The organism is Paenibacillus sp. JZ16, assembly GCF_015326965.1.
Classification (GTDB): domain Bacteria; phylum Bacillota; class Bacilli; order Paenibacillales; family Paenibacillaceae; genus Paenibacillus_AQ.
Genome location: NZ_CP017659.1, coordinates 3,118,323 through 3,144,093 on the forward strand (window position 1 = coordinate 3,118,323; position 25,771 = coordinate 3,144,093).

Consider the following 25,771-nt stretch of genomic DNA (forward strand, 5'->3'; position numbering starts at 1 on the left):
GGCAAACTCGCATAAGAAACCGCATGTCCCAGCTTGCTAAGCAAACAAAAAAGCCGTTTATCAAAGGAAGAATTCCTCTTGATAAACAGCTTCTTCATAAAGTATGCGGTAGAGAGGACTCGAACCTCCACGGGTATACACCCACTACCCCCTCAAGATAGCGTGTCTGCCATTCCACCACTACCGCATGTTATAAGGGATGTTCTGTAGCGAACATTCCCTATTATACTGTTCCGTCACACAAAAGTAAAGATCCAAATTATGGGGGGGTCGGTTAGACGCATGAGCAGCTAGGTCTTATCGTTTCGTTTTTCCTTCCGGTATGCCGAAAACTCGATGTATTCCCGGATAAACTCCTTCTCATTCTCTGCCAATCCGGACATGATGGGAAGATCGGATGATTCCGGGTCCACTTCGTACTCCCCACGCGCTTCATTGACGCGGGTAGGGTTGCCCTTGCCAATAATCAACCAATCCAAGCTTACGGAAAAGAATGCAGCAATCTCAATCAATTTATTTGTACTCGGCGTTGTTTTCCCCCTCTTCCAATCACCAAAATTTCCTGTGCTGATCCCGAGGGTTTCACAAAACGCCTTCTTGGTCATACCTCGGCTTTCTATGAGATGTTCGATTCGTTGGTAAATAGACTGCATCAAACAACCGCCTTCCTAGTTCTCTTTGAAAGAAAATTACTTATGTACGTATTTTTCTCTTGCAAAACCACTTATTTACGTGTATAATCAAATATATATTGCCTAAATTATACCATAGTACTCATGGATCGTTGTATCTTTTACTCATGAGTCTATTCAGTATGAGGAGCGAGTCATTTGCCCTACGATACCATGATCACATCCTGGAATAATGCGGTTCATTCCTTGAACAAAGGATTGATGATCATTACGCCGGATGGCATCATAGACAAAATTAACGATCCACTCATTACCATGGCCGGAAGATATGGTGTTTCCCCTGAGTTTGGATGGCAGGGGGCATCTTTTTTTAATCTCGCTTCCAAGTCCCTGAGTCTGGCTTCATTTGGTCACTTTTTCCGTGAGTTGGATTTGCCCTCCGTAAGAGATGTTATGTTGGGGAAGCAATCTGATTATTCCTTTGAATATGCCGTACAATGGAACGGCCAAGAGAATTGGGTTTTATGTGAGGTACTGCCGCTGCTTATCAACAAGGACAGCCGTATTCACGGAGCTATGATATCATTTACGGATATTACGAAGTTCAAACGCAAGGAGCTGCTGCTGGAACAAGCGCTGGCTCACAGCTTTCCCCTTCCCGGGCATATTCCCATCTGCGCCGTATGCAAATACGTTCACCACGCGGAAGAGTGGGAGCCTGTGGAGAGCTATTTGGAGAGCCGCCTCCCCATTGAATTTACCCACGATATCTGTCCGGATTGCATTCGCAGATTATACCCAAAGTACTCTTCCATCCTTGATGATCCGGAAATACTTGATTAACTCTTTGCCTATGTATACAGCAACGCGGAATAAGCAGCTTCATGATCCGGCTTTATCCCTGGATATGAGGCTGCTTATTCTGCTTATTCATGCTTATTCATGCTTATTCATGCTTAAGGCATTATTAAGGCATTATTATTACGCGTTCACAAAACGAAGCAGAGGGCTTATCAGAGCAGGCAGCACCGAGACGTGGCCTTCTCCCTCAATTTCATGGAACGTAGTCTCCACCACCTCATCATGCCCTTTGAGGAATGCATAGAGTTCCCTGGCGTCTTGAACCATGGACGGCTTCTCCTCAGCTCCAACATACAGACGCAGCTCTTTACGCTGTCCGCTCTGTTGTAAACGGAGCTTCCCCTCTTCCCACCGTTTGTACAGCGCGTAGTTCTTCCACCACACCGAGGGACAAGCCGCAATATACCGCGAAAAGGTCTCCGGTCTGGTGAATAATGTATACAAGGTGAAAAAACCACCGAGCGAGTGCCCGAACAGCGCCTGCTTCGAACGATTCACCGCGTATTGCCGCTCCACGGCCGGCTTCAGCTGAAACTCGATGAACGTAAGGAATGCTTCGACGCCGCCTGTTTCCGGCCAATCCAATCCGTTAGGGCGGACCGGCAATTCATGGTCTTCAGCATATTCAGTAAAGTTGTAAAAACGCTCGCTGCTCACGATCGGACTGTCACTATCAAAGCCGATCCCGACAATAAGCGCCGAGGGAATGCCGCGGGGGGTCCGGGATTGCAGTCGGATTGCCTCCGCAAGCGTTCCGAAGGTCGCATTGGCATCCAGCGAATATAATACAGGATAACCGCCTTCAGGTGGTGGTCCCATCGGTTCGGCAATGAAAATACGGTATTCGCGGCCTGTGACGTCGGATTGCATGGACCATGTCACCGTTCCCGGTATGCAAAACAGAGGATCCTTTTCGTGGTTATTGCAGTTAGCTCGCACCATCTCAGATTCTTGGTCATATTCTTCCTTGACGAACAACCACCGCAGCGCATCCGGAAATCTTCTGGCCATAAAAATGGGATCATGGGTCCCATCAGGATCTACCGCCAGTTGGAGCCGCTCGGGGCTCACCCCTTGTTCGATCCAGAATCGATGCGCCTCGACGTTATTCGGATACATATGTTTCTGCGCATTGTTCTTATATGCGCCTTCCAACTGTCCAACGGACATATATACCCTCAGCCCGGCAGGCAATTCCCCCTGCTCCCTGATGTAACCCATAACCCCGTCATACCATAACGAAGCCGACAGCATCCCGATCCGTCCGAAGGTCTCGGGACGCCAATACCCCGCGAACATCGAGATCAAACCGCCAAAGGAACCACCAATGATGGCTGTATGTTCGGGCGCTGCGAGTGTACGGTACTGTCTGTCTATGTACGCCTTGATGACATCCGCCACCTCATCGACATAAGCTCTGCCCTCCCCGCCGAAAGGCGGATTGCCCTCCAGCAGCGGCTCGGCCGGCCAAGGCGTGTACTCACGGTTTCGATTTGTTGACGAAATCCCGACCAGGATGACCTCGACGAGTTGGCCTGCTGCAAACAGATGGTTCAGATAATTGAGACAGTCCGTGAACATATCTCCTTGATCCTGTACGTAGGCAACAGGATAAGAACGGTCCGACTCATGATAGGAAGGAGGCAAATACAGTGTGAGTTCCCTGTCCTCAACCACCAGCTGTTGATAACGATTCATGTGATCCTCCCGAAAGCTGCTTTTATTTTCGCATACGAATTAATAGATAGATAAAATATGGAACCCCAATCACGGACACCACAATGCCTGCAGCCAGCTCGGCCGGAGCGAATATCGTTCTACCGATGAAATCGCCTATGACCACAATCGCCATGCCTGCTATACCGCTGATCGGGATGATATGCCTGTGCTGCAGTCCAACCAGCTGCCTCGCCAGATGCGGAGCGATCAGACCGACAAACCCGATGCTGCCGGATACGGCAACGCTCGCGCTGACCAAACCGATGCTGCATAGAAGCAATACATTTTTCTCGCGTTCAACGGTTACCCCGACACTCTTCACGCTTTCCTCGCCCAGCTGGAACAAATCGAGCACTTGAGAGCGGAGCCAAATGACAGGCGGCAGCATGATGAGCCAAGGAAGCATCGTGACCACGAACTTCCAGTTAGCGCTGTGAAGGCTGCCGGCCAGCCAAGATACAGCCATCTCATAATCCGATGGATTCATTTTCAGCGAGAGGAACATCGTAATAGCACCAAAACCAGATGCAATCGCAATCCCCACAAGAATTAGCCGCTGCGGATCCAGCTTTCCGTTTTCTCTGGCGAACATAAATATGGCCGTAGTTGCCGCCAAACCGCCAGCGATACCGAACATCGGCATCATCATAACCCCGAACCAGCCGGTCATCGTGATCTGCCCTTGCAGCAGGAACATAAACAACACAACCGCCATGCCTGCGCCTGCATTGATGCCGAGAATGCCCGGATCCGCAAGACCGTTGCGGGTAACCCCCTGGATAACTGCACCGGCCATACCCAGCGCAAAGCCGACGAGAGCGCCAAGCACAATACGAGGCAGCCTGAACTCGAACACAACGAGATCGAAATCCGAATTGGGATTCATGCGGAGCAAAGTTTGAAATACTTCCTTGATGGACATATCAAACGTCCCGTTGGTCAGACTGAAATATACGGCAGTCAATACAACCAAGATTCCTCCAGTCAGAACCATCGGGAATCGATAATAGGTGTTACGCACGCTGAGTCCCTCCCCTCGTCTTGATCAAGTAGAGGAAGAAAGGAACCCCGATCAACGAAGTTATAACGCCCACCGGCGTCTCAAACGGGTAATTTACAAACCGTGCGAGAATATCGCATAATGCAAGAAACATGCCGCCAAGCACGCCTGACACCGGTATGATCCATCGATAATCCGAGCCGGACAGGAAACGGGCAATATGAGGAATAATCAAACCTACAAAGGCAACCTTACCCGCCAGGGCTACAGATACGCCCGTCAGAATCACAACAGCCACCATCGCAAGGGCCTTAATCAGCCATGTATTCACACCGAGCCCTTTGGCCGTCTCGTCCCCGAGCGACAGCAGCGTGATCGATTTGGATAATACAACGGCAAGACACAAACCAACGATTGCAAACGGAATGCTCAGTTTAATCAGTTCCGGGTCCATGGCATGCAGCCGGGCATTGTACCAGAAGCTGATATTTTGCGATATCTGAAAATAGGCCGCCAAAGCCTCTGCAGTACCGCTAAGAAACGTCCCGATTACGGTTCCGAGTATAGCCAGTCGAACCGGGCTGAGCCCGCCAGGAATAAGCCATGCCAAGCCGAACACGACGGCCGCTCCGATGGCTGAGCCGATCAACGAGCTGACGATATACATATTGGAGCTGGCGTTCGGGATAAATACCATGAACAGTGTTACCGCGAACACCGAACCATCTGATACTCCCATGATGGATGGGGACGCCAAATAGTTCCTTGTCATTCCTTGCATTAAAGCGCCTGATACCGCGAGAAAAGCGCCGATAAGCATGGCACCGACAACTCTCGGCAATCTGGAGCTCACAATAATCTGATGATCGATGCTCTCCGAATCAAAAGCAAAGATGGAATCCCAAACGGTATCCATCGTAATATTTTTGGCTCCATACAGGATGGAGGCCGCTATGAGCAAGAAACAGACTGCCGGGGCCATCACAAGGATGACAGCCGGCAGTGATTTTTTGAACCTCATGAACAACACGCCTTATAGGTTTATACTGAAATGTTGGATGTTACTTTGTCAAGCTATCGACTGCAGCTTTCAGAAACTCGATTTTGCTGTACGCGGTTCCGCCTTGAGCCAGTGGATCCACCACGTTGACAAAAGCGGTCCCGTTCTTGAATGCATTCAAGTTCTTCATGATCGGATCATTCTGAAGTTCTTCCAAAGCATTCGGCGTATCCTTATTCTCATCTGGCGAGAATTGGACAAATACATAATCCGGATTCATCTCTGCAATTTTCTCTTTCGAGATCAGTTCCTGTGCTTTGGCTGCCGCTACTTCAGCCGGTACTTCAATCCCCAAATCCTCATACAATACCGGGTTAAAGAACACGCCTGCCGGATAGATGTACATCTCGCCCGCACGAATCCGAAGCGCCAGAACTTTCTTGTCCTTCAGGCTATCTCCAATCGTCGCTTTGACTTCTTCCAAGCTCTCTTTATATTTCGCGATTGCCTGTTCCGCTTGTTCCTGTTTGCCGCTTAACTCGCCGAGCAATTTCAGGTTGCTCTCCCAGTTGGTCGATATATGGGAGTACGGAATCGTGGGTGCGATTTTATTTAACTGTTCAATGACTTCAGGCTTGGCTTTGGACGATGCCAAAATCACATCCGGCTTCAAAGACAGGATCGTTTCGAAATTCGGCTCCATTTTCTCGCCAACCGACTGGGCGTTCTTCGTAATCGATTCAAACATCGGCGGGAATTTACCCGAGAAGCTAATGGCCCCAACCGGGTTTACTTCCAGCACAATGGCATCCTCCATGGCTTCAACGGCACCGGTGATAACGATGCGCTCCGTCTTGGCAGGAAGCGTATATTCCTGATCGAGATATTTCACAACTTTAGTATCGGACGATGCTGGAGCCGCTTCTTCTTTCGAAGCGTTTTCCTCCCCGGCTGTGTTCGCGCTCTCTGCTGCATTATTCGCGCTAGCTCCGTCTGTATCTTTAGCCTCGCTGCCTCCACCGCAGGCGGACAGTACCAACGCAAATACCAGCAATAACCCCAAGACCCATTTCATTCGTTTCATCTCTCTCCAATTACCCCTTCCATGATCTATGATTCACTCAACAATTGATAATGATTATCATTATTGATCATAGTATAGGATTTGCTCTCTTAGTACCATGGACAAATCACCGGATTCCTCATGGACAATTTCCGGAAAACAACCGAAAGGCTTCCTCCGCCATCTGCTCCATCGCAATGGGAGAGTACTCGCGCCAAGGGTAAGAGGATAGTTGGTGCAACGTTCCGTCTCGCACCGCAGGAATGGTCATCCACTCCGGCGTTGCCTGCAGTTTTCTCCAATTGGCCAGCGTTTCGGAATCCTGACGGATCAAGAGCAGCATATGGTCTGCCCGGCTCTCCTTGATCTGCTCAATCGTTAAACGTCCAGCCTCCTCCCAGTCCACAGACTTAGCCGGCTGAAAATTAAAATAATCAAATAATAGTTCCTTCATGCCCGGATGACTGTAAGCCATCAGTTCATCCTGATGCAGGCGTGCGGTCAAAAGCGTGCGTTCTTCCATCATTTCAGCGGGGAGCTTCCCACGGTAAGTCGATATTTTATGATGAAACGTATCGATCCACTGCTCTGCTTCGGGCAGCTTGTTCAGCAATTTAGCGAGCCCTAACAGATTAACCTGCCACCCTCCCTGCTCTTCAGGCATTTCGTAGAGGGGGGCAATCAGCCGAAGCTGCTCCTTCTCCCAATCTTCCACCCCCTGTGCACAAACGATGAGCTCCGGACGTGCCGAGGCCAGCTTCTCCAGATTCGCATATTTATTATGATTCTGACGGTATGCATCCAGATGAACGGGGATATCCGGCCCAAGAATGTTATAGTAATGCTGTGACCACTTCGGATGAAGCGGAGCCGCATACGGCGTGAAATCCAGCGGCATGGCGTAACCCAGGAGGGCCGTTGAGCCGTACATCGCCAGTTTATTTTTCCTTGTTTTCATATACACCGAGGGGGATATCCCGAATGCCTTCTTAAACTTGCGGCTAAAATAAAATTCATCCTTATACCCCACCATGTGCGCCACTTCACGCAGCAATGAATCCGAGCCCAGCATCAACTGCTTCGCCTTGTTCAAACGAACATGCGCCAAATAATCCATCGCGCTGTGCCCGTACGTCTTCTTATATACTTCAACAAAATATTTGGGACTCAGCTCCGAAAGGTTCGCCAATTGTTCAATCGTTAAATCTTCATCATAATGTTCCTCGATATACTCCTTCACCCGCTCCAGCGCTTGCCGCTTATCATTCTTGGAGTAAGGGCTGCATTCGGCAATCATCGTATATAGCAGCTCTTGAAAATCCAGCTGAACCCTCCATTGCTTCATGGGCTCCTTACTGTGAAAATCCTTATACATCGACCGGCAGACGAGATTCAAGCGGTCCGGAGAGCTGATGACAAAGATGCCGTCATAGGGCATGAAATCGGCGCAATCCACCTCATGCAATCTACCGCATCCTGATATCCCTTCCATGAAACTATAATGAAGGATCGCGACCGAAGCCTGCTCGTGCTCCTCGGAACTCCTGTGATCGACACTCGTAATTCCGAAAGTAGTCCCCGCTGCACAACAATAAACGCATCCCTTATTCATACGGGTGATTTGCTCGGCCTGTTGTAAACAGGTTTCTCCGCTAAGCGGGATAATCAGGGCTGGCTGCACTGCCAACTGCTGCTCCAAGGAGAGCTCTTGCCCATGAACAATATCCATATTCCATAAACGGGCCGTGAGCCCGCTGTATTCACGCGAATCTTTTTTGCTACTGCTATTCGTTGACAGGTTTAACATATGTACAGACCCCAACCTTAAATGAGAATGGTTATCATTATCATATAATTATCACACACCGTCCCAAAAGTCCAGCACGATATTCTCTTTTCCACCTTGTCGCATGCTGATGTTAGACAAAAAGAAAGCAGCCACGCGCTTCCTGTCAGGAAGCCGTAGCTGCTGCTTTTCAAATATTGGGTATGAAGGCGGATCCTTCGCATGAGAGAATATCAGTCCCCTCCAAGAAAAACCTCTTCTCAAATGCGCCGGATTGTCATTAGTTCCCCCGCTGGCGCTGTCTTGCTCTTGCCTCGCCGCCTTTGCGGCCCGCTTCTTCACGGCTCATCTTGCCGTCCCCGCTGCTGCCGCTGTCGCTTCTGGCTTCGCCGCCCTGCTGTCCAATCTCTTGATAGAACTCACGTCCGTGGGATTCCGAGGTAGCCTCGCCGCCTTTGCGTCCGATGTCCTCATAGAATTCCCTGCCATGGGAATCGGAAGTCGCTTCCCCGCCCTTCTGGCCGATTTCCTGATAAAATTCCTTATCATGGGAGTTTGACGTGGAGTCTCCTCCCTTTTTACCGATGTCCTGATAAAACTCTTTGTCATGGGAACGGGAAGTTGCTTCGCCGCCCTTCCGTCCAATTTCTTGGTAGAACTCTTTGTCATGGTTGTTCGCAGTTGCTTCTCCACCTAAACGTCCTGCTTCTTCACGGCTCATCTTTCCATTGTTGTTATTAGCCATTCTGAATCACTCCTTATAGGTAATTTGAAGTTGTTGCTCGTCCACGTTATGATATTAAACTCCTGACCAGAGATGAAACACTTGTTGTGCATAAATGTGCAATGAAAATCGATCAAAACCGTGATGAATCCTATGTAAACCTTGATATAAGAAAAAACTATCAACGTACATTCTAAAGAAGACAGAACTCGATTAGATGTTATTTTCTTGCATGATCAGGTAAGGGCATGCTTCGAAGTTTATACTTTCTGATATCTTAAGCGAAAAAAAAAGCTCCGCACAAGGTACGGAGCTTTTTCTTAATATTCGTATGCGGTAGAGAGGACTCGAACCTCCACGGGTATACACCCACTACCCCCTCAAGATAGCGTGTCTGCCATTCCACCACTACCGCATAATATAAGGAGTACATCGTTTCGTTGCTTTGTAAAAAATGGTGAGCCATGAAGGGCTCGAACCTTCGACACCCTGATTAAAAGTCAGGTGCTCTACCAACTGAGCTAATGGCTCTCGATGACAATCGTGCTGCTGCCATATAAGAAAGTTATATAGAAAGTGGTGACCCGTAGGGGATACTCTCTCTTCGTTCGAGACTGCGAAGCTTATCCTAACGATGATTATGCTCCGACGAACCGACGGGGTTCTCATCCCGAGGTTATATAGAAAGTGGTGACCCGTAGGGGATACTCTCTCTTCGTTCGAGACTGCGAAGCCTATCCTAACGATGATTATGCTCCGACGAACCGACGGGGTTCTCATCCCGAGGTTATATAGAAAGTGGTGACCCGTAGGGGATTCGAACCCCTGTTACCTCCGTGAAAGGGAGGTGTCTTAACCCCTTGACCAACGGGCCACTTTAACCACGTCGCCGTGACGACAAGATTGAGTATAGCATAATTCCAAAAATGCTGGCAAGCTTTTTTTTCGTAAATTTTAAAATTTATTTTTGGAGCTTTTTCGGCCAATAAATCAGCCTAAAAATTCCGGTGTTAACTCCACTTCTTGAACGCTATTTCCTTCTCGATCCACATGGTATGCATGTGCATTTTCCCTTGAGCTTACGATTCGATGCAACCGTCCGTCCATAAAATGTAATGCAACCCCATCATCAGCAGCATATCCTGCTTGTACTTCACCTTGAAGCACGAGTTTATGATAGGCAGGTCTTCTTTTGCTCTCACCATCATAATGCGGGCAATGACTGCCTTGTAATATACCCAAACCCCCAAGCTTGTACAAAGGCGCGTTCAACGGGTCCGTCACCCCTTGCTCAAACCAACAAATGGAACCAGCGCTTAACCCGGTTAAGATGACACCCTGTCCATACGCCTCTTTGAGTATCTGATCCAGGCCCCATTCCTTCCACAAGACCAGCATATTCCGGGTATTGCCCCCGCCAACATAGATGATATCCTTCTCGAGTACAAAAGACCGAAGATCGGCAAAGTTCGGCTGAAACAGCGACAGATGACTGGGAGTACACGGCAGTGTCCGGAAAGCATGATAGAAACGTTCAATATAACCATCCGCATCTCCGCTTGCCGTCGGAAGAAAACACACTTCAGGCAATTCTTTCGATACTTGTGCCAAAACATAGCGATCAAGCAGCAGATTATCCGGTTCCATCGAAAAACCGCCGCCACCCATTGCAATGATCTGCTTCATTGAGCTCTCTTCCCCCATTCACGCTCAACGAAAGAGAGAGGGATACTCTCCCTTCGGTCGAGACTGCGAAGTATTCCTAACGCTGCTTATGCTCCGACGAACCCTATCCAGGGTTCTCATCCCTATGCAAAAAAAGCTCCCGATCACTTGGTGATGGGAGCTTTCTTCGATGTAACGCTCAACGAAAGAGAGAGGGATACTCTCCCTTCGGTCGAGACTGCGAAGTATTCCTAACGCTGCTTATGCTCCGACGAACCCTATTCAGGGTTCTCATCCCTATGCAAAAAAGCTCCCGATCACTTGGTGATGGGAGCTTTCTTCGATGTAACGCTCAACGAAAGAGAGAGGGGTACTCTCCCTTCGGTCGAGACTGCGAAGTATTCCTAACGCTGCTTATGCTCCGACGAACCCTATTCAGGGTTCTCATCCCTATGCAAAAAAAGCTCCCAATCACTTGGTGATGGGAGCTTTCTTCGATGTAACGCTCAACGAAAGAGAGAGGGGTACTCTCCCTTCGGTCGAGACTGCGAAGTATTCCTAACGCTGCTTATGCTCCGACGAACCCTATCCAGGGTTCTCATCCCTATGCAAAAAAAGCTCCCAATCACTTGGTGATGGGAGCTTTCTTCGATGTAACGCTCAACGGAGAGAGAGGGATTCGAACCCTCGCACCGCTTACGCAGTCTAACCCCTTAGCAGAGGGTCCCCTTATAGCCACTTGGGTATCTCTCCATATGGCTCCCCGAACAGGACTCGAACCTGTGACAACTCGATTAACAGTCGAGTGCTCTACCAACTGAGCTATCAGGGAACATTAAGTTGGATATTAATAATTTATCATGACTTCATAGGGGAGTCAAGCTTCAGGAGTGTAAGGCGTCCGCTGCACTTTCCGCACCGATACCGGGCGGGATTCATCTTCCGTTTACGCAGATATTCGGTTGCGCAGACGCTGCAGCGTAGTTTATATCGGTATGGTTCCGGTTGACGACGGCCCGCGGCCTTGCCCTTCGGCAAGGATTTGCAGAAACGGCTCCCTCCAACGGCTTGCAGCAGGCTTTTGAAATCAGCGTCCCGATGCCGATATCCCCTGCCCGCGATATGCAGATGATAGTGGCACAGCTCATGCTTGATGATCTTCTCCACCTCTTCCTTGCCGTTCGTAGCAAGCTGATGCGGATTGATCTCGATGTTATGGCTTTTCATGAAATAACGCCCGCCTGTTGAAGACAATCGCCGGTTAAACGTAGCCTGATGCCTGAACGGAACCCGAAAGCTTTCCAGCGAGATTTTCTCAACCCATGCCTGCAGTTCTTCATTACTCATCTCGTTCATCGTCACCATGTCTGATCCTTCCTTTTGCCGTATAAATGCTACTTGAATTTTAACTTCTCTCTGGGCTACACTGTCAAGTAGAAAGTATGGAGGGAGAACCTGCAATCATGCCGAACATGCGCTACGTTATTTTAAAAGGACAGGACGAGCTGTTATTTGTTGAAATGCCCAGTGACTATGCTTACCAGCTCAGTGCTCTAAATTTACGCCTCAATAAGGAAATCGATAAACTCACCGCCGCAGGCAAACCTCAGCTGCCTCTTGCTGTAGCCGAATGCGACAATTTGGATCTGCTTCAGGAATCGCTGAGCATTCAAGGTGGTCTGGAATACATAAATGAGCTTGAGCAGGCCTTTGCTTCCCTTAAGGAAACGGAATATCCGCTCATCTCATTGCTTACCGAAATTCGTGCTCTCCAAGCGCAGCTTGAGCAATGGTACGAGGAAGAAGCGTTATAATCGAGGTAGACCTGCACGCTTTGGGCTTTTTCCCCATATGCTATCCATACAGATGGAATTAGCAAGAGGAGGAGATACCCTTGCCGCAATGGCTCTGCAATCAATTGACACGCGCTTTTCGCAAAAAGGACAGACGTCAGATCAAGCTGCTGAATGAATGCTGGTACTTTTACCGGAATTCCCCGGGCGAAGAAAACTCGAATGCCCGTTAGTGCACTGCAACCGATCCATAGGTATGACAATAAGCCGGACGCCCTGTCCGGCTTATTTTTGCATTTATTATGATGGCTGAATGGACGAATGTTATACTTATAGATCGCTGCGTTTAGCTGGCCAGGAGCCCTGAAGCTTCCGGAGAAAAACAATTTGTCCCGTATGATACGCATCATGCATGATTAAGCTAAGTATTCGCTGCGGCGATTCGATGATCTCTGCCTCCGTCATCACTTCCATCTTCTGTCGTAAAGCGGCATGAACATCCTGAAGCTGCTCCCGAGCCGTATTCCATGCCCCCTCACTTGTGTCATGAATAAGAAACGTCTCGTCATTGCCGATTCCTTCATTAGGAAGCGGCGTTCCTTCCAATCTCGCGAGCAGACGCTGCTTGTAATACAGCAAATGCTGAACGTTCTCCCAAATGGAATTTGCCGCCTGCCCTTCCGGTTTCCACAAAGCCTGCTCAACTGTTACGTCCTTCAGGGCAGGAAGAATCGGCGGATACCAATCCTCCTGCCCCATCGCATAATCCCAGTTTTGGAGCAGCAGTTCCTTCATGTTCATAACCATCGCCTCCGCATCAAATTTGTAACCAGCATAAATCAAATAGCATGTTACATAAAAATTAACACACTTCGGACCCCATTACAAGTAACTAGCAACATTAATATTTACTTGTTACAATAATGAGATGAGAAAGGATGAGTTTCATGTTATGGGATGATTTTATAAACAGCGAATGGCATGACTGGAGGGGCAGCGGCCGATCCGAGGACCGGCTTGCCCGAGAGGATTGGCTCACCGATTTCATGAACCAATATCAGCTTCAAGTCAGCCTGCCCCTGGCCCCGGATGAGCTGGGGCAGTTGAGGGAGCTTCGTTCCTTCCTGTTAACGTGCGTTCAACACATCGTTGCGGGGGAGTCACCCTCTCCCATGGAGATAGAGCAATTAAACCGCTGGATGGCTGCTGGACCCGTTATTCGTCATCTGGAGATCGATGAGGAACAAAATTTGGCGCTGTCCTATATCCTCCAAAATCCTGGCCTGCAAGCAGCGGCTGCCGAGATTGCCGGCTCCTTTGCGCAAGCCATCGAGCAAGGCGAATTATCCCGGTTCCGCATCTGCACGAATCCCGATTGCCTCTGGGTATATTACGACGACACGCGTAACCGTTCCAAACGGTACTGCGACGATAAAATGTGCGGCAATCTGATGAAGGTCAGACGATTCCGGGCGAAGAAAAAACAGCAATCTTCGGACAGCGAGGACTAAGCCGAATGCTTATGCTGCGCGCAGTATACCTCCACATCCATTTTGAAGAAACTGAGGTGAGTAATCATGAGCATCAAAAGGGTGACTCAAGCAGAATTGCCTTGGGTCAATCAACAATACGTGCACATCGGCTTTCAGCCAAGTTCACTGGACAATGAAATCATTGCCATCGTCATGTCGCAAGACGACTACGCAGGAGTCGGTCGATTGGTTAGACTTAATGAACACGAGGCGGAGCTCGGCGGTATTTATATTCTGGACAAGTTTAGAGGCCAGTCCCTCGCGCACGAAGTCGTCTCGTTTCTGGTGGAAGAATCCAAAAGACTAGGTTTTAAGACGGTTTACTGCATTCCATTTGAGGAGCTGCAGCATTTCTATAAGAAGTTTGGTTTTCATGAAATCGATGTAAATGCTCCCGCAGTCGAACCCAAAATTTCAGCAAAATATCACTGGTGTCGCGAAAGATACGATAAAAAAGTACTGCTGCTAAAGCTGAGCCATGGCTAAGCCAACCGCCAGGACATGCCCCGTTAGCTCTTACTCCAAGAATTATTCAAAAAAAGAGCCGTTCTCCCCAAAGGAACTGCACCTCCAAATGTTAGGTCATCGCTAACAACTGGGGTACAGTTCAAGGAGTTACGGCTCTTCTTCTATTTTACGCAGCAGTTCCTATGACTGATCTTTCGGCTTGCGCATCGTCAATCCGACGCGGCCTTTCTTCAAATCTACATTCAGCACCCACACGGTAACGTTATCCCCCACAGAGACAACATCCATCGGGTGTTTGACAAACCCATCGCTCAGCTGGGAAATATGCACCAGTCCGTCGCTCTTGATGCCGATATCCACAAAGGCGCCAAAATCGATGACATTGCGTACCGTTCCCTGCAGCTCCATTCCCGGCATGAGATCCTCGATCTTCAGTACGTCCTGACGGAAAATCGGCAGCGGCAATTCCTCCCGCGGATCGCGTCCCGGGCGCTGCAAGCTGTCCAGTATATCACGCAGCGTCGGCACGCCAACCTCCAGCTTCACGGCAAGGTTCTCCGGCTGCTGGGCATCCAGCAGTTCAGCGAGCTCCTTGCTTCCAAGCTTGTCCAGACTTACCTGAAGCTCCTTGAACAAACGGTCAACCACCACATAGGATTCCGGGTGAATCGGGGTACGATCCAATATGTTCTCGCCTTCCGAAATCCGCATAAAGCCCACGCACTGCTCATAGGTCTTGGCACCGAGACGCGGGACCTTCTGGAGCTGCTTCCGGCTGACAAACTTCCCGTTCTCTTCCCGGTATTTCACGATATTTTTGGCAATCGTGGCATTGATGCCGGCCACATAGGATAGTAGTGACGGCGAAGCCGTATTCACATCCACCCCGACATGGTTCACCGCAGACTCCACGACGGCCTTCAGGCTCTCCTCCAGATGCTTCTGGGTTACGTCATGCTGATATTGGCCCACGCCGATCGATTTCGGATCAATCTTCACCAGCTCGGCCAGCGGGTCCTGCACACGGCGGGCAATCGAGGCCGCGCTGCGCTCGGCAACATCCAGGTCCGGGAATTCTTCCTGCGCCAGCTTCGAGGCCGAGTACACGCTTGCTCCCGCTTCATTGACGATGAGGTAGGCCAGCTCAGGGTCAGCAAGCTCCGCAATGACTTCTTCGGCTACGAACTGCTCCGTTTCACGGGATGCCGTACCGTTTCCAATGACAATAAGCTTGATGCCGTATTTGGCAATCAGCTCCTTAAACTTGGCGGCCGCCTCCTGCTTCTTGTTGGCCGGCGGCGTCGGATAGGTTACGGCCACCTCAAGCAGCTTCCCCGTATCATCGACCACCGCCAGCTTACAACCGGTACGGTAGGCCGGGTCAACGCCCAGCACACAGCGTCCCTTCACCGGCGGCTGCAGCAGCAGGCTGCGCAGGTTCCCGGCAAAGATGGAGATTGCCTGGTTCTCCCCTTTTTCCGTCAGCTCTCCCCGTACTTCCCGTTCAATCGATGGAGCAATGAGGCGCTTGTATGAATCCTCGATCACCGCCGTAAGAATGTCCGTGACGGCTGATGGACCTTTAAGCACCTGCTTGCCGATATACGCGTGAATGGATTCGGAAGGAACATCCAGCCCTACCTTTAGAATATTCTCGCGCTCTCCCCGGTTAATGGCCAAAATCCGGTGCGGCGGCATTTTCTTCGCCAATTCCCGGTAATTGTAATAGTTCTCGTATACGGATTCCACTTCGGTATCCTTCGCCTCAGAGGTCAATATGCCGTGGTCCAAGCTGTATCTGCGAACCCAGGAACGAACGGTTGCATCATCGGCAATGTTTTCAGCCAGTATATCCATCGCGCCTTGCACGGCCTCTTCTGCCGAAGCCACACCCTTCTCCTCATCCACATACTTGGCTGCCTCAACCATCACATCAGCCTGCTTCGGCTGCGACCATATCCACTCCGACAGCGGCTCAAGCCCTTTTTCCTTGGCAACGCTTGCCCGGGTTTTACGCTTTTGCTTATACGGACGGTAGAGATCTTCTACCTCCTGCAGCTTAACGGCGGCCGTAATCGATGCCTTCAGATCTTCCGTCAGCTTGCCTTGCTCCTCTATGATGCGGATGACTTCCCGCTTACGGATCTCCAAATTGCGCAGATAGCCAGTCCGCTCTTCAATATCACGTAATTGGTTCTCATCCAGTTCGCCTGTCATTTCCTTACGGTAACGCGCAATAAACGGTATGGTATTGCCCTCATCCAGAAGTTCAACGGTCGTGCGCACCTGTTTTTCGGACAATTGAAGCTCCTTCGCGATCTGCTTCACGATCCGTTTCGATTCTTCCTTGCGAATCTGTTCCTCATTTACTTCCACAACAGCTTCTAATTCAGACAATGATATCCCTCTTTCTTCAATGAAACTATATTTGCTATTATCCCAAACTTAAGCGCTCATTTCCACTACATCGCTCACTTCATAAGGCTTTAAGCTGCTTTTAATGTCAATTTCATCTGATTTTAAGATTAAATTTATATTCTTAGTGTACGAAAATGCTGCTGCCGGATATCCGCACCTCATTACAATTAGGGGGTCACCTTAGATGAATGACAAACATGCGATTGCCTGGTCCGTTGTCTGCCTTTTGTTTATCGCAGCGGCGGTCACAACGGCCTACATCCTCATACCTACAAACGCGTAAACCGCCGCTCTCTTAGTCTCATGCATCCATTGCCGTGCCCTTCGAACATACCCTCCATATAAAAACCCTCAAGGAGTTAGTCCTTGAGGGTTTTTAGTCATAACATTCTATGTGGAAAACGTTAGCGCTTGAATGGAATCAAAAATCAATCAAGCCCAGACTTATTTGCAGGGAATCATCCACCTTACTCATCATTTCATCATCAAGATGGGTGATTTTGTCGGTTAGCCGCTGCTTATCAATCGTCCGGATCTGCTCTAGCAAAATGACGGAATCCCGGTCAAATCCATGCGACGCCGCGTCGATTTCGACGTGAGTCGGCAGCTTGGCTTTTTGAATCTGTGCCGTAATGGCTGCAACAATCACAGTCGGACTAAACCGGTTGCCGATATCGTTCTGAATGACAAGGACTGGCCTTACGCCGCCCTGCTCAGAACCGACAACAGGTGATAAATCCGCAAAAAATACGTCGCCCCGTTTAACGATCACTGTCTACACCCCGCTTACTAAGCGGTCTAGAGTGTTGTCTGCATCTTCCTCCGCGTGAAACGCCTCAGAAGCCATGGTCAGGTTAATTTTGGCCATTTCCATATAACCTCGCTGCATGGATTCACGAATGTAACGTTTCTTCCGTTCATTCAGGTACAACTTCATGGCTTGCCTAATAAGCTCACTGCGGTTGGAATTTTCCAGCTGAGCGATCCCGTCCACTTCCTGCAAAAGATGATCCGGTAAACTGATCATGATTCGTTTGGTGTTCTGCATATTGGCCACCCTCTATTACACCCCCACAACCTTCTCGCCCTGTGCACCAGTATTACATTATTCAAGGAAAATTATACAAAAGAATATATATGCCGAAGGTATATCAAGTATGCTGCATATCATTATAAACTACAATCGACACTTTCGTACAGACTTAAACGACATATTCCTAATTCGGGAAGATCTGTACTTATTCCTTCTTTCCTGAATAAATTACTTATGGTGACTTGACTTTTAAAGGTTGCTCCAGAGTGCATTTACGGTCTTCACGGGTATATCATTGCGTATATACTGACGTGGTACCCGGTGGGCAATCATGCAGACGACCTCGTAGTGGATCGTCCCCAGCTTGGACGCCAGCTCATCTGCCGTAATGCATTCGTCAGACTGCTGACCGATGAGTACAACCTCTTCACCAGCTTTAATTTGTTCCGCCTCATCGGCGAAAGGTTTGAGCGATACCATACATTGGTCCATACAGATGGTTCCGACAACAGGGACGCGGCGGCCGCGTATCAGTACTTCCACTTTACCGCTCAGCATACGAGAGAAGCCATCGGCGTAACCGATGGGGAGGGTTCCAATTTGCTCTTCCTCCTCCGTTACATACTTCGTCCCGTAGCTGATACCGGAATGCGGAGGTAAATTTTTGACGTAGACAAGCTTTGTCTTTAACGTCATGACAGGGCGGAGGCTCACTGTTTTTCGATTCACCTCGTCTGAAGGATACAGTCCGTACAAGCTGATGCCGACACGAACCATATCATAGGATAATTCGGGTGTATCAATCGCAGCAGCGCTGTTGCCCGTATGTATGAGCGGGATATGGTAGTCCTTATCCCGAAGAGCGTCCGCTACGCCCTGAAAACGGCGGTACTGTCCCAACGTATAGTCTTTGTTCTTTTCATCCGCTCTTGCAAAATGGGTAAACATTCCTTCGACAACAACCTGCGTCAGCGAAAATACTTCTTCTATAAAAGAAATTGCATCTTCGCCTGGAAGCAGGCCCAAACGACCCATTCCGCTGTCAATCTTGATGTGTACCTTGAGTGGCTTCTCCGGCTGGACCGGCAGTGCCTTTATCGCTTGGAGCACTTCCGAACTGAACAGGGTTATGGTTACATCATGCTCATAAGCGATCTCTACAGCCTCCGGTGGTGTATATCCGAGCACCAGGATCGGGCTGGAGATGCCTCCTTGCCGAAGCTCGAGCGCTTCATCCAGGAAAGCTACGCTTAAGTAAGCCGCCCCCAGTTGCTGAAGTTCGCGTGCCACTTCTACAGCTCCGTGACCATAGGCGTTAGCCTTCACACAAGCAAGCAATTTCATGTGGCTTGGCAGCGCCTCACGAAAAGCGTTATAGTTGGCGCGCAGATGGTCCAGGTTGATCTCCGCCAGGGTAGGTCGATATATCGCTTGCAATTCCAGTCACCTTCTTACCATTTTGAAAAAAGCATTATGCTTTACATTAGATTAATGGTAATGTTCCCGGGGGCAACTGTCAATTGAGGCAAATTGCTTATTTATGAGGCTCGTGGTTCCCCCCGGGTGCGAAACTTGGTGAAACATCGGAATCTATGCAAGAAATAGTGATGAGCCCACGGATGGAGTGCCTTTATTTGGAAAAGAGGCGAATGGCCTCATTGTCGGAATTTTGCCCTCCTTCAATGCTCGGTATCCGCCTACTTCGTATTATTTACCCGATTCTCCCTGCATGGAAGCAGCGACTTTCTTCATTTCTTCAACAGGCAGGTTGGCGCTCGTAATTCGGTATTCCACGCCTTCCGAATTCCAGGTCAGCGTTCTTTGCTGATCGCCGGTGAGCAGGCCAACCGTTGTGAAATCGATATACACGGCCTCGCCCGGTACGAGGGAAACCGCACGATCCACCGGTCTGGATTCCATAATCGTGTATTGATACACACCGTCATACTTCAGAATAACCGCATGATCCTTGCTCTCCGGAACTTCCATCGTGTCTTTGTTCGTGACCCCTGCAGGCACATATTCCGGATAGATGATGCCGAAGGATCCCATATCGCGACCCGAAGCCGCTTCCGTCAAACCTTCGGTTCCCTGAGTGCCGTTACCTTCCGTACTGGAAGCCACTGGTACCCCGTTCTCGTCCACTTCCGCCATGGTCCCCTTCGCATCGTTCATGGCACTTAGATTCTTGTTCGTATCAAATGAATCCTTGGTCAGGTTCGTATCAAAGGTAAAGGTGTTGAATTTCACCTCAACAACCACATTCGCTTCGGAATCCGACACTTGTACCTGTTTCGGCGTGTAGTTGTCCTTGGCGAGCCAAATCTTCTGACGAATCAAGGAATGGCTGTGGTAATTGGCGGCCACATCAAACACGTAACTATCCTTATCCTCGGCAAACTGACGGGTGTTGTCGCTCAGAATGCTGCTGAGCAGCGTTTGGTACAGATATACCTGTCCCTGATTATCCGGCCAGTCGCTCTTGAAGCGGAAGCTCTTGTTTAAGCTCGGCGTCAGAACGAACACGCCGTCATCGTTGCGAAGCACGATTTGCGTAATATCCTTTTGCCCATTGGTTAAGCTGATCCGGTAATAAGATGGAGACTGGTACCATACCTCAACCTGATACTCCTGCGGCGCCGAACCGGTATGTATGGTCATAACGCCCGCTCCCTGGTAAGCGCCCTTGGCACTTTCCAGCTTATCAGCCACCTTGCCCAGATCCTTTACAACGCTGTCTGCATTCTTCTTCCCGCATCCCGCCAGTATTGTTGTTAAGCATAATACTACCGCGAGCAGCACCCATGAAATCCGGCGCATGTCATCATCCCCTTCAACACTTGTTTTGACTTGATTGATACATGTCTATGAGGGACTTGGTCACATTATGCAGACTAGCCTGACAAGCACCGCTGCGTTCCGGACTCGGCAGGCATTTACACTTCGCTTAAACGAAAAAGAGCCGAGATTGAATCCGTCGATCGCTGATTCATCCTCGGCTCGATATATGAAAATAATCAGTACAAACCCTCTTCTTATAGGACTCTGTAAGTATAGAAACTGATCGACCTTAGCCAACTCTAAGGGGCTGTGTGCATAGAAACAGACTTCTCAGCAGCCGTATTCGTATAAGGCGCGAACCATTCCTCATCTACATTGTCAGGTGACGGAAGATTACGAGTAGTCGAGTCAAAGACCCAGAAGATCCCTACGCTGAGCACGGCGATTCCGCATCCCGCGATAATGGAGGAGCTTGCCGCAACCACGCCAAGGGCACCTCCGATTAGGCTGCCAAGCGGCATGGCAATTCCGCTGAGTCCGCTAGCTGCCGCGAACACCGTACCCAATCTTTTCTCGGGTATTGCCTTCTGAATGACCGAATTGATGATAACGTTCGTAATCCCTCCGGGAAACCATGCCAGACCGTACACCAGAACGACAAGCCAAGTCCAAGGGGTGAATACGCTGAGACACCAGGCAGCGCCCGATAGACAGAAAGCTCCGGCAAAAATATAACCAAGGGGCAGGCGCTCCAGCTTCAAATATGGAGCCAGGATCGCTCCCAGCAAACTTCCGAAAGCCTGGGCCATGAGCAATATACCGTAGACGCCGGCTCCGCCGAGGCTGTCGGCAAACGCTGGCATAACCGTAAAGGTAGCGCCGCCCGCAGCATTGATGACAATCATCCCCATTTGTACCCGTGCGAGCGGGGTTGCCAGAATATAGCGAAGACCTTCCTTCATGTCCGCCCAATAACTTTTAAGGGCATTACGCTTAGGTTTTGAAGTTTCTGTATTGTTCATTGATGTTTTATTATCGTTGTTATCCGAAGTTTTGATGGATTTCTTGATTTTCAATTGCGAGAATAACAGCGCTCCGATGAAGAAGCCAATGGAATTCCACAAGTAAAGGGATACTGCGCCCAGCACAATAATCAACACGCCGGATATTGCGTTGCAAGCGACATCGATGCCTTGATAGGCTAAGGAGAACAGCGAGTTGCCTTGCGTCAGCTGCTTCTTATCGAGAATTTTGGGAAGGGCCGACATTTGGGCCGGATATACCCACATATTCAGCGTGGACAGAATCGGTGTAATCGCCAGTACAACGCCGACCGTCAGAAAGTCGAAATAAAATGCAAGCGGAACGATCAACAGAAGAAGCGCCTGAAATAACTGGGTGTACACCAGAAGCCCCCGTATAGGAACGCGGTCAATCATCGGACCGGATAGCAGTTGAATGATTCGGGGCAGAATCGAGAGGAAGCCGGCAAGCCCCGTATACAGCGTCGAGCCTCCGAGATCGTACACCAGCCACATGGCCGCTACCGCGTACAGGCTGTCGCCGATATTCGTAAGAATTCGGCCAACGAACAACAGCAGGAAATTGCGATTTTTTAATATTTCCATAGAGGAACACTCCTTGATTTAAAGTTTAGTAGTTTTGGAGAGAAGAGGCTCTGGAAGCCCCTTCCTAATCGGACGTTTCCGTCGAAACCACGTTGATCCCGACGGCATACTCCTTACTGTCTTTCCCTTTGGTCGTGAGGGTTTTGTTCACCCATTTTTCAAGCAGCTCCTTGAATTCCGTTGTCATCTCTTCATATTGGTCTGCGTCCAACTGCAGCCTCAAGCTGATTCTTGTACGGGTCGCCGCTGCGTAATCTTCGGCAAGAACCGGGTCCATCGTTTGCGTTCCCTTGGTGTTAAACCACTTCGCTTTGGATTTATAATATTTTTCTACGATGCCGCCGACCGTCCGGGTCTCCACCAAATCTATCAGCCCGCCGTCATATAACTTCTGAATATGATAGTGGATGCTCCCCGGCGAATCTCCCAATTCATCCGCTACTTGCTTTGAGGTTTTGGCCGTATCCAGTATGGTTCCGAGAATTTTTACCCGCTGGGCGCTCCCGAGCAGCTTTGCTTGTTCCACCGATATTTCGATGCTTTGATTTTGATCTTGTTCCATAGCTCAACACTCCATTCTAAATTCATTCTAATTACGTAAATTATACGGTTATTTTCGTTCATTCCATTTTAATTTATCATTCTAATTTTTTAGATCGGTATGACACAATAATAAACCACCTATTACCATTTGTAAATAGGCGGCTTATAAATTGTTTATTTTTTCCTATACGGGTTTGACCATATGATAATAAACATGCCCGTTAATCATGATTTCCTTATCCGTTTTATATCCTCTTCTGTCGTACAAAGAATGGGCGCGATGATTGTCCGTTACCACAGCGAGAGCAATTTTACGATACGTAAGCTCCTTTGCCCGGTTCTCTGCATGATCGATGAGCGCCGAACCGATTCCCTTTCCTCCAAACCGCGGAGAAACGGATAACGTATCGATATAATACTCATCCTCGTCTGCCTCTTTGTCCAGCGCTGCGGAAGGGTCATTCTTAAGCTTCCGCAAACGATCCAGAATCGGACGATCCAATTCGGCCGCTTGATCCCCGCCGTAAGCAACGATAATGCCCGCTACCTCGCCGTCGATCTCTTTCACGGCAGCCTGACGGTAACTGAGCCTGCCCTCGTCTGCCCGGAAATATTGCTCCAGCACTTCAAGCACTTTCTCTTCACTATCTTCCCCTGTTAATTGATGCGCCACATCGTGCAGTGCGTCATACAGCAGCCTTACCGCTGCAGCTGCATCCTGTGGTCTAGCTGATCTGATGCTCATGCCTATTCATCCTCCGATTACAATTCAATGCATTTTCATATTTCAAGTATCCCAGTCCTCAACCTCATAAAACAGCTCCATCTCAGACGATGCTGTAAAAGAACGCCGTTTAACTTCAGGATCCCCGATCTTCTCGTGCAGTCCAAACCCTCTTGATACCTTGAACGTAAAAGACAAGCCATGAGGTACCATTGCACTTCCTCTATATATGCCATCTCCGCAGTACGGAATCTCAAATCCAGCATAGATCGTGGAGGAAGCCGGTGTGGAAGGCGGTACCTTCACCTGAATCGTGATTTTCACAAGCTCAGGCAATTGTTCCACGATCGTAATCTCTTTATCTGCGCTCAAGCTTCCCATCTGCAGCGTAACCCGGGTACTGCCGGATGTTCGAGGCTTCATCGTTCCGTCCGGCAGCAGCGTGAGCAATTCCGGCTCCTCGACATGGTAGGTTCCGTTCATCAACGATTGCACAAATCCGCTGTCGTATGTAATGACCGGGTTCAGTTGCTTGACGGGTCCGTTCACCCCTACGACGCCATCTCCATGCAGCTTTATCGAGGCTGGTTCTCCAATGTCGCCGAAAAAATACAGCAGCGGCGCTTGCGCTCTGCCTGCCCAGTCGCTTTGGCTGTGAGCCGCTCCCTGATCAAGGAACAGCATGAGATCTTCCCCAGGCACAAACCCGTCTTGGATCAAACGTTCTGCTTCCTCCCGTGCGTATTTTTCCATGAAGACCCCTTCCGCGCCGCCCATATCAAGCCATATCTTAAGATTGGGATGCGTCCCGTATCTTTCATAAAAGGGATGTTCCTTAAGCTCTCCCTGAGCATCAAAATGAGCTTTGACGAAATAAGGAGACATGACCGCTATACTTCCGAACACGTCCGGTCTTCTAAAGCCTATATTGTAGGTAACGATCCCGCCCGCAGACGAACCCATCATGGCCGTGTGCTGAGGGCCCCTCAACGTGCGAAAGTTCTGATTGATATAGGGTATAACTTCTTCAATAATAAATAATTCGTAGCGTTCGCCGGCAAACGGGGGATCAAACACCTCATGCATCCTTGGATTGTCATGGAAGTATTCATTCAGTCTTTGATGAGGAACCGTTGCGATGCCAACGATCATAATCTCCTGCATTCGTCCCTCGGAAACCAGCCGATCCGCGGTGACGTGCATATCCCAGGAACCGCCTCTCTCATCCGCTGAAAATACATGCTGCCCGTCATGCATATAGAGTACGGCATAATGCTTATCCGTATTCTCATGATAACTGGGTGGAAGATATACATACAAACTTCGGGTATTGCCTAAGTTAACCGATGGAAAATCTGCAATTTCTACCATTCTTGAGGACATACTGACCATTCTAACCCCTCCTGACTATTTTTGCACCAACATACGCTTGTTTCCCGATAATTCACTCCAGGCGATGCCAGATAACAAAAAAGAGGCACAACCCGATAAAATCAGGTTGTACCTCTTAGGTAAGCATTGCCTTACTTCACATTATACTGGGTAAATTCCCCATTTTCAATATCAGGATTTGCCTTCTGGCGGCTCTTTCGGCACATAATTAAAGATCTCGCCATCCACAAAAGTATCAATCAATCGTTCCAGCCATTTATAATAAGCAACGGCCTCACGCATCTTCGCCTGATCCTCTTGCAGCACCGCTGTCAGTTCTTCATCATCTTCATGTGCTTTACGGAGCTTCTCCGTTTCGTCGAGCGCTTTGCGCAGAACCAGAATGTTGCTCTCCACCGATTTTCTCCACTTAATATCAAAGAAATCCACAAAGCTCTGGTACCAGTCATACTCCACTTCATACAAATCCTTGCGGGAACCCTTCTCCCACACCTTGTTTACCATTTTATAATCGAGCAACGTCCGCACGCCTGTACTCATGCTGGTCTTGCTCATCTTCATTTCCTGTCCCATTTCATCGAGGTTCATCGGTTTATCCGCAAAATAAAGCAATCCGTATAAATGTCCCGTTGAGAGTGGAATGCCGTACAAATCCATATTCCGTCCAATATTTTCAATGACACGCTTACGAATCTTATGCACGGCTGCCTGCCGTTCATCATCTAAATGGTACAAGCCCATGCTTGCAGCCTCCTCTTTCTGTAGCCATCCAAGAAGTCATGTCAATATAACAAAACTAGGTGGACTCGAAGTGTAGTGTGAACGTTCTCCATGAAATCTAAACAAGCCCCGACCCACACACATTCTCTGATCTATTGTAGGGAAAGCTATTTTAAAAGTAAAGAAGATCGCTCTAGAGGATATTGGAGCATATGGGAGCATTTCAAAGGATAACTTTGTACAGTTTTTACTGTACGTTCTTTATGTACGGATATAACGTTTGATACTT

At 49.1% G+C, this 25,771-nt stretch carries 25 protein-coding genes and 6 tRNA genes; 5 read left to right on the forward strand and 26 right to left on the reverse strand.

The window, feature by feature from the left end; all coding sequences use genetic code 11:
* Positions 1-104: 104 nt before the first annotated feature.
* Positions 105-187, reverse strand: a tRNA-Leu gene (locus BJP58_RS14095).
* Between the two features lie 103 nt (positions 188-290).
* A complete protein-coding gene (locus BJP58_RS14100; protein ID WP_156088551.1) occupies positions 291-653 on the reverse strand; it encodes a helix-turn-helix domain-containing protein in 363 nt (120 codons plus the stop codon).
* 177 nt (positions 654-830) lie between these two features.
* Between BJP58_RS14100 and BJP58_RS14105 the strand changes: the two genes are divergently transcribed.
* A complete protein-coding gene (locus BJP58_RS14105; protein ID WP_194544408.1) occupies positions 831-1,475 on the forward strand; it encodes a PAS domain-containing protein in 645 nt (214 codons plus the stop codon).
* A 138-nt stretch (positions 1,476-1,613) separates the two neighbouring features.
* Here BJP58_RS14105 and BJP58_RS14110 read toward each other — a convergent pair whose 3' ends face one another.
* From BJP58_RS14110 to BJP58_RS14170, 13 genes are all read right to left on the reverse strand, one after another.
* Complete coding sequence (locus BJP58_RS14110; protein ID WP_194544409.1) at positions 1,614-3,191, reverse strand: alpha/beta hydrolase; 1,578 nt, start codon at positions 3,189-3,191, stop codon at positions 1,614-1,616.
* 22 nt (positions 3,192-3,213) lie between these two features.
* A complete protein-coding gene (locus BJP58_RS14115; RefSeq protein ID WP_194544942.1) occupies positions 3,214-4,206 on the reverse strand; it encodes a FecCD family ABC transporter permease in 993 nt (330 codons plus the stop codon).
* A gap of 19 nt (positions 4,207-4,225) precedes the next feature.
* Positions 4,226-5,233 (reverse strand): FecCD family ABC transporter permease, encoded by a 1,008-nt coding sequence (locus BJP58_RS14120; protein ID WP_194544410.1) that lies wholly within the window; start codon positions 5,231-5,233, stop codon positions 4,226-4,228.
* Positions 5,234-5,273: 40 nt separating this feature from the next.
* Positions 5,274-6,296 carry an ABC transporter substrate-binding protein gene (locus tag BJP58_RS14125; protein WP_194544411.1) on the reverse strand — a complete coding sequence of 341 codons (1,023 nt, stop codon included), beginning with the start codon at positions 6,294-6,296 and terminating at the stop codon, positions 5,274-5,276.
* Between the two features lie 118 nt (positions 6,297-6,414).
* Positions 6,415-8,082: an AraC family transcriptional regulator gene (locus BJP58_RS14130; protein WP_194544412.1), complete on the reverse strand. Its 1,668-nt coding sequence runs from the start codon at positions 8,080-8,082 to the stop codon at positions 6,415-6,417.
* 259 nt (positions 8,083-8,341) lie between these two features.
* Entirely contained in the window at positions 8,342-8,806 is a 465-nt protein-coding gene (locus BJP58_RS14135; RefSeq protein WP_194544413.1) for a KGG domain-containing protein, read from the reverse strand.
* Between the two features lie 311 nt (positions 8,807-9,117).
* Positions 9,118-9,200, reverse strand: a tRNA-Leu gene (locus tag BJP58_RS14140).
* Positions 9,201-9,240: 40 nt separating this feature from the next.
* Positions 9,241-9,316: transfer RNA gene (locus BJP58_RS14145), tRNA-Lys, on the reverse strand.
* Between the two features lie 268 nt (positions 9,317-9,584).
* Positions 9,585-9,659: transfer RNA gene (locus BJP58_RS14150), tRNA-Glu, on the reverse strand.
* Between the two features lie 116 nt (positions 9,660-9,775).
* Positions 9,776-10,471, reverse strand: coding sequence for a Type 1 glutamine amidotransferase-like domain-containing protein (locus BJP58_RS14155; protein ID WP_194544414.1), 696 nt, complete (start codon positions 10,469-10,471; stop codon positions 9,776-9,778).
* 643 nt (positions 10,472-11,114) lie between these two features.
* A tRNA-Ser gene (locus tag BJP58_RS14160) sits at positions 11,115-11,203 on the reverse strand.
* 3 nt (positions 11,204-11,206) lie between these two features.
* Positions 11,207-11,282: transfer RNA gene (locus BJP58_RS14165), tRNA-Asn, on the reverse strand.
* Positions 11,283-11,308: 26 nt separating this feature from the next.
* A complete protein-coding gene (locus BJP58_RS14170) occupies positions 11,309-11,815 on the reverse strand; it encodes a SprT family protein (protein WP_233355076.1) in 507 nt (168 codons plus the stop codon).
* A gap of 98 nt (positions 11,816-11,913) precedes the next feature.
* On the opposite strand from BJP58_RS14170, the gene BJP58_RS14175 reads away from it, so the two are divergent.
* Together BJP58_RS14175 and cmpA are read left to right on the forward strand one after the other, a co-directional pair.
* Positions 11,914-12,264 carry a hydrolase/acyltransferase gene (locus BJP58_RS14175; protein ID WP_071222576.1) on the forward strand — a complete coding sequence of 117 codons (351 nt, stop codon included), beginning with the start codon at positions 11,914-11,916 and terminating at the stop codon, positions 12,262-12,264.
* An 80-nt stretch (positions 12,265-12,344) separates the two neighbouring features.
* Positions 12,345-12,476 (forward strand): cortex morphogenetic protein CmpA, encoded by a 132-nt coding sequence (cmpA, locus tag BJP58_RS14180; RefSeq protein ID WP_015737250.1) that lies wholly within the window; start codon positions 12,345-12,347, stop codon positions 12,474-12,476.
* 97 nt (positions 12,477-12,573) lie between these two features.
* Here cmpA and BJP58_RS14185 read toward each other — a convergent pair whose 3' ends face one another.
* Positions 12,574-13,044 (reverse strand): DinB family protein, encoded by a 471-nt coding sequence (locus BJP58_RS14185; protein WP_194544415.1) that lies wholly within the window; start codon positions 13,042-13,044, stop codon positions 12,574-12,576.
* Positions 13,045-13,190: 146 nt separating this feature from the next.
* Here BJP58_RS14185 and BJP58_RS14190 point away from each other — a divergent pair, with 146 nt between their 5' ends.
* On the forward strand, positions 13,191-13,754 hold the full coding sequence (locus BJP58_RS14190; protein ID WP_194544416.1) for a CGNR zinc finger domain-containing protein: 564 nt from the start codon (positions 13,191-13,193) through the stop codon (positions 13,752-13,754).
* A gap of 66 nt (positions 13,755-13,820) precedes the next feature.
* Entirely contained in the window at positions 13,821-14,261 is a 441-nt protein-coding gene (locus tag BJP58_RS14195) for a GNAT family N-acetyltransferase (RefSeq protein WP_194544417.1), read from the forward strand.
* Positions 14,262-14,423: 162 nt separating this feature from the next.
* On the opposite strand, the gene BJP58_RS14200 is transcribed toward BJP58_RS14195, so the two are convergent.
* The 10 genes from BJP58_RS14200 to BJP58_RS14245 all read right to left on the reverse strand — a co-directional run bounded on the left by BJP58_RS14200 (position 14,424) and on the right by BJP58_RS14245 (position 25,503).
* Positions 14,424-16,640 carry a Tex family protein gene (locus BJP58_RS14200; protein WP_269468915.1) on the reverse strand — a complete coding sequence of 739 codons (2,217 nt, stop codon included), beginning with the start codon at positions 16,638-16,640 and terminating at the stop codon, positions 14,424-14,426.
* A 442-nt stretch (positions 16,641-17,082) separates the two neighbouring features.
* Positions 17,083-17,433: a type II toxin-antitoxin system PemK/MazF family toxin gene (locus BJP58_RS14205; RefSeq protein WP_006212388.1), complete on the reverse strand. Its 351-nt coding sequence runs from the start codon at positions 17,431-17,433 to the stop codon at positions 17,083-17,085.
* A gap of 3 nt (positions 17,434-17,436) precedes the next feature.
* On the reverse strand, positions 17,437-17,718 hold the full coding sequence (locus BJP58_RS14210; RefSeq protein WP_028406492.1) for a CopG family ribbon-helix-helix protein: 282 nt from the start codon (positions 17,716-17,718) through the stop codon (positions 17,437-17,439).
* 225 nt (positions 17,719-17,943) lie between these two features.
* Positions 17,944-19,131, reverse strand: coding sequence for an alanine racemase (alr, locus tag BJP58_RS14215; RefSeq protein ID WP_194544418.1), 1,188 nt, complete (start codon positions 19,129-19,131; stop codon positions 17,944-17,946).
* A gap of 270 nt (positions 19,132-19,401) precedes the next feature.
* Entirely contained in the window at positions 19,402-20,514 is a 1,113-nt protein-coding gene (locus tag BJP58_RS14220; RefSeq protein WP_194544419.1) for an outer membrane lipoprotein-sorting protein, read from the reverse strand.
* 260 nt (positions 20,515-20,774) lie between these two features.
* On the reverse strand, positions 20,775-22,103 hold the full coding sequence (locus BJP58_RS14225; RefSeq protein WP_194544420.1) for an MFS transporter: 1,329 nt from the start codon (positions 22,101-22,103) through the stop codon (positions 20,775-20,777).
* A 64-nt stretch (positions 22,104-22,167) separates the two neighbouring features.
* Entirely contained in the window at positions 22,168-22,665 is a 498-nt protein-coding gene (locus BJP58_RS14230; protein WP_113058975.1) for a winged helix-turn-helix domain-containing protein, read from the reverse strand.
* Positions 22,666-22,830: 165 nt separating this feature from the next.
* Positions 22,831-23,391, reverse strand: a complete 561-nt coding sequence (locus BJP58_RS14235) for a GNAT family N-acetyltransferase (protein WP_194544421.1) — start codon at positions 23,389-23,391, stop codon at positions 22,831-22,833.
* Positions 23,392-23,433: 42 nt separating this feature from the next.
* Complete coding sequence (locus BJP58_RS14240) at positions 23,434-24,762, reverse strand: alpha/beta hydrolase (protein WP_194544422.1); 1,329 nt, start codon at positions 24,760-24,762, stop codon at positions 23,434-23,436.
* 171 nt (positions 24,763-24,933) lie between these two features.
* The gene (locus tag BJP58_RS14245) at positions 24,934-25,503 is read right to left on the reverse strand and encodes a GbsR/MarR family transcriptional regulator (protein ID WP_113058972.1); all 570 of its coding nucleotides are present in this window, start codon (positions 25,501-25,503) and stop codon (positions 24,934-24,936) included.
* Positions 25,504-25,771: the final 268 nt, after the last annotated feature.

Bases quoted from the DNA above. Each gene is read 5' to 3' on its own strand.
- BJP58_RS14110 (WP_194544409.1), bottom strand. From the start codon at position 3,191: ATGAATCGTTATCAACAGCTGGTGGTTGAGGACAGGGAACTCACACTG.
- BJP58_RS14120 (WP_194544410.1), bottom strand. From the start codon at position 5,233: ATGAGGTTCAAAAAATCACTGCCGGCTGTCATCCTTGTGATGGCCCCG.
- BJP58_RS14130 (WP_194544412.1), bottom strand. From the start codon at position 8,082: ATGTTAAACCTGTCAACGAATAGCAGTAGCAAAAAAGATTCGCGTGAA.
- BJP58_RS14240 (WP_194544422.1), bottom strand. From the start codon at position 24,762: ATGGTCAGTATGTCCTCAAGAATGGTAGAAATTGCAGATTTTCCATCG.
- BJP58_RS14245 (WP_113058972.1), bottom strand. From the start codon at position 25,503: ATGGGCTTGTACCATTTAGATGATGAACGGCAGGCAGCCGTGCATAAG.
- BJP58_RS14195 (WP_194544417.1), top strand. From the start codon at position 13,821: ATGAGCATCAAAAGGGTGACTCAAGCAGAATTGCCTTGGGTCAATCAA.
- BJP58_RS14125 (WP_194544411.1), bottom strand. From the start codon at position 6,296: ATGAAACGAATGAAATGGGTCTTGGGGTTATTGCTGGTATTTGCGTTG.
- BJP58_RS14115 (WP_194544942.1), bottom strand. From the start codon at position 4,206: ATGGTTCTGACTGGAGGAATCTTGGTTGTATTGACTGCCGTATATTTC.
- BJP58_RS14155 (WP_194544414.1), bottom strand. From the start codon at position 10,471: ATGAAGCAGATCATTGCAATGGGTGGCGGCGGTTTTTCGATGGAACCG.
- BJP58_RS14135 (WP_194544413.1), bottom strand. From the start codon at position 8,806: ATGGCTAATAACAACAATGGAAAGATGAGCCGTGAAGAAGCAGGACGT.
- BJP58_RS14185 (WP_194544415.1), bottom strand. From the start codon at position 13,044: ATGAACATGAAGGAACTGCTGCTCCAAAACTGGGATTATGCGATGGGG.
- BJP58_RS14220 (WP_194544419.1), bottom strand. From the start codon at position 20,514: ATGCGCCGGATTTCATGGGTGCTGCTCGCGGTAGTATTATGCTTAACA.
- BJP58_RS14170 (WP_233355076.1), bottom strand. From the start codon at position 11,815: ATGGTGACGATGAACGAGATGAGTAATGAAGAACTGCAGGCATGGGTT.
- BJP58_RS14175 (WP_071222576.1), top strand. From the start codon at position 11,914: ATGCCGAACATGCGCTACGTTATTTTAAAAGGACAGGACGAGCTGTTA.
- BJP58_RS14225 (WP_194544420.1), bottom strand. From the start codon at position 22,103: ATGGAAATATTAAAAAATCGCAATTTCCTGCTGTTGTTCGTTGGCCGA.
- BJP58_RS14190 (WP_194544416.1), top strand. From the start codon at position 13,191: ATGTTATGGGATGATTTTATAAACAGCGAATGGCATGACTGGAGGGGC.
- BJP58_RS14100 (WP_156088551.1), bottom strand. From the start codon at position 653: ATGCAGTCTATTTACCAACGAATCGAACATCTCATAGAAAGCCGAGGT.
- BJP58_RS14230 (WP_113058975.1), bottom strand. From the start codon at position 22,665: ATGGAACAAGATCAAAATCAAAGCATCGAAATATCGGTGGAACAAGCA.
- BJP58_RS14235 (WP_194544421.1), bottom strand. From the start codon at position 23,391: ATGAGCATCAGATCAGCTAGACCACAGGATGCAGCTGCAGCGGTAAGG.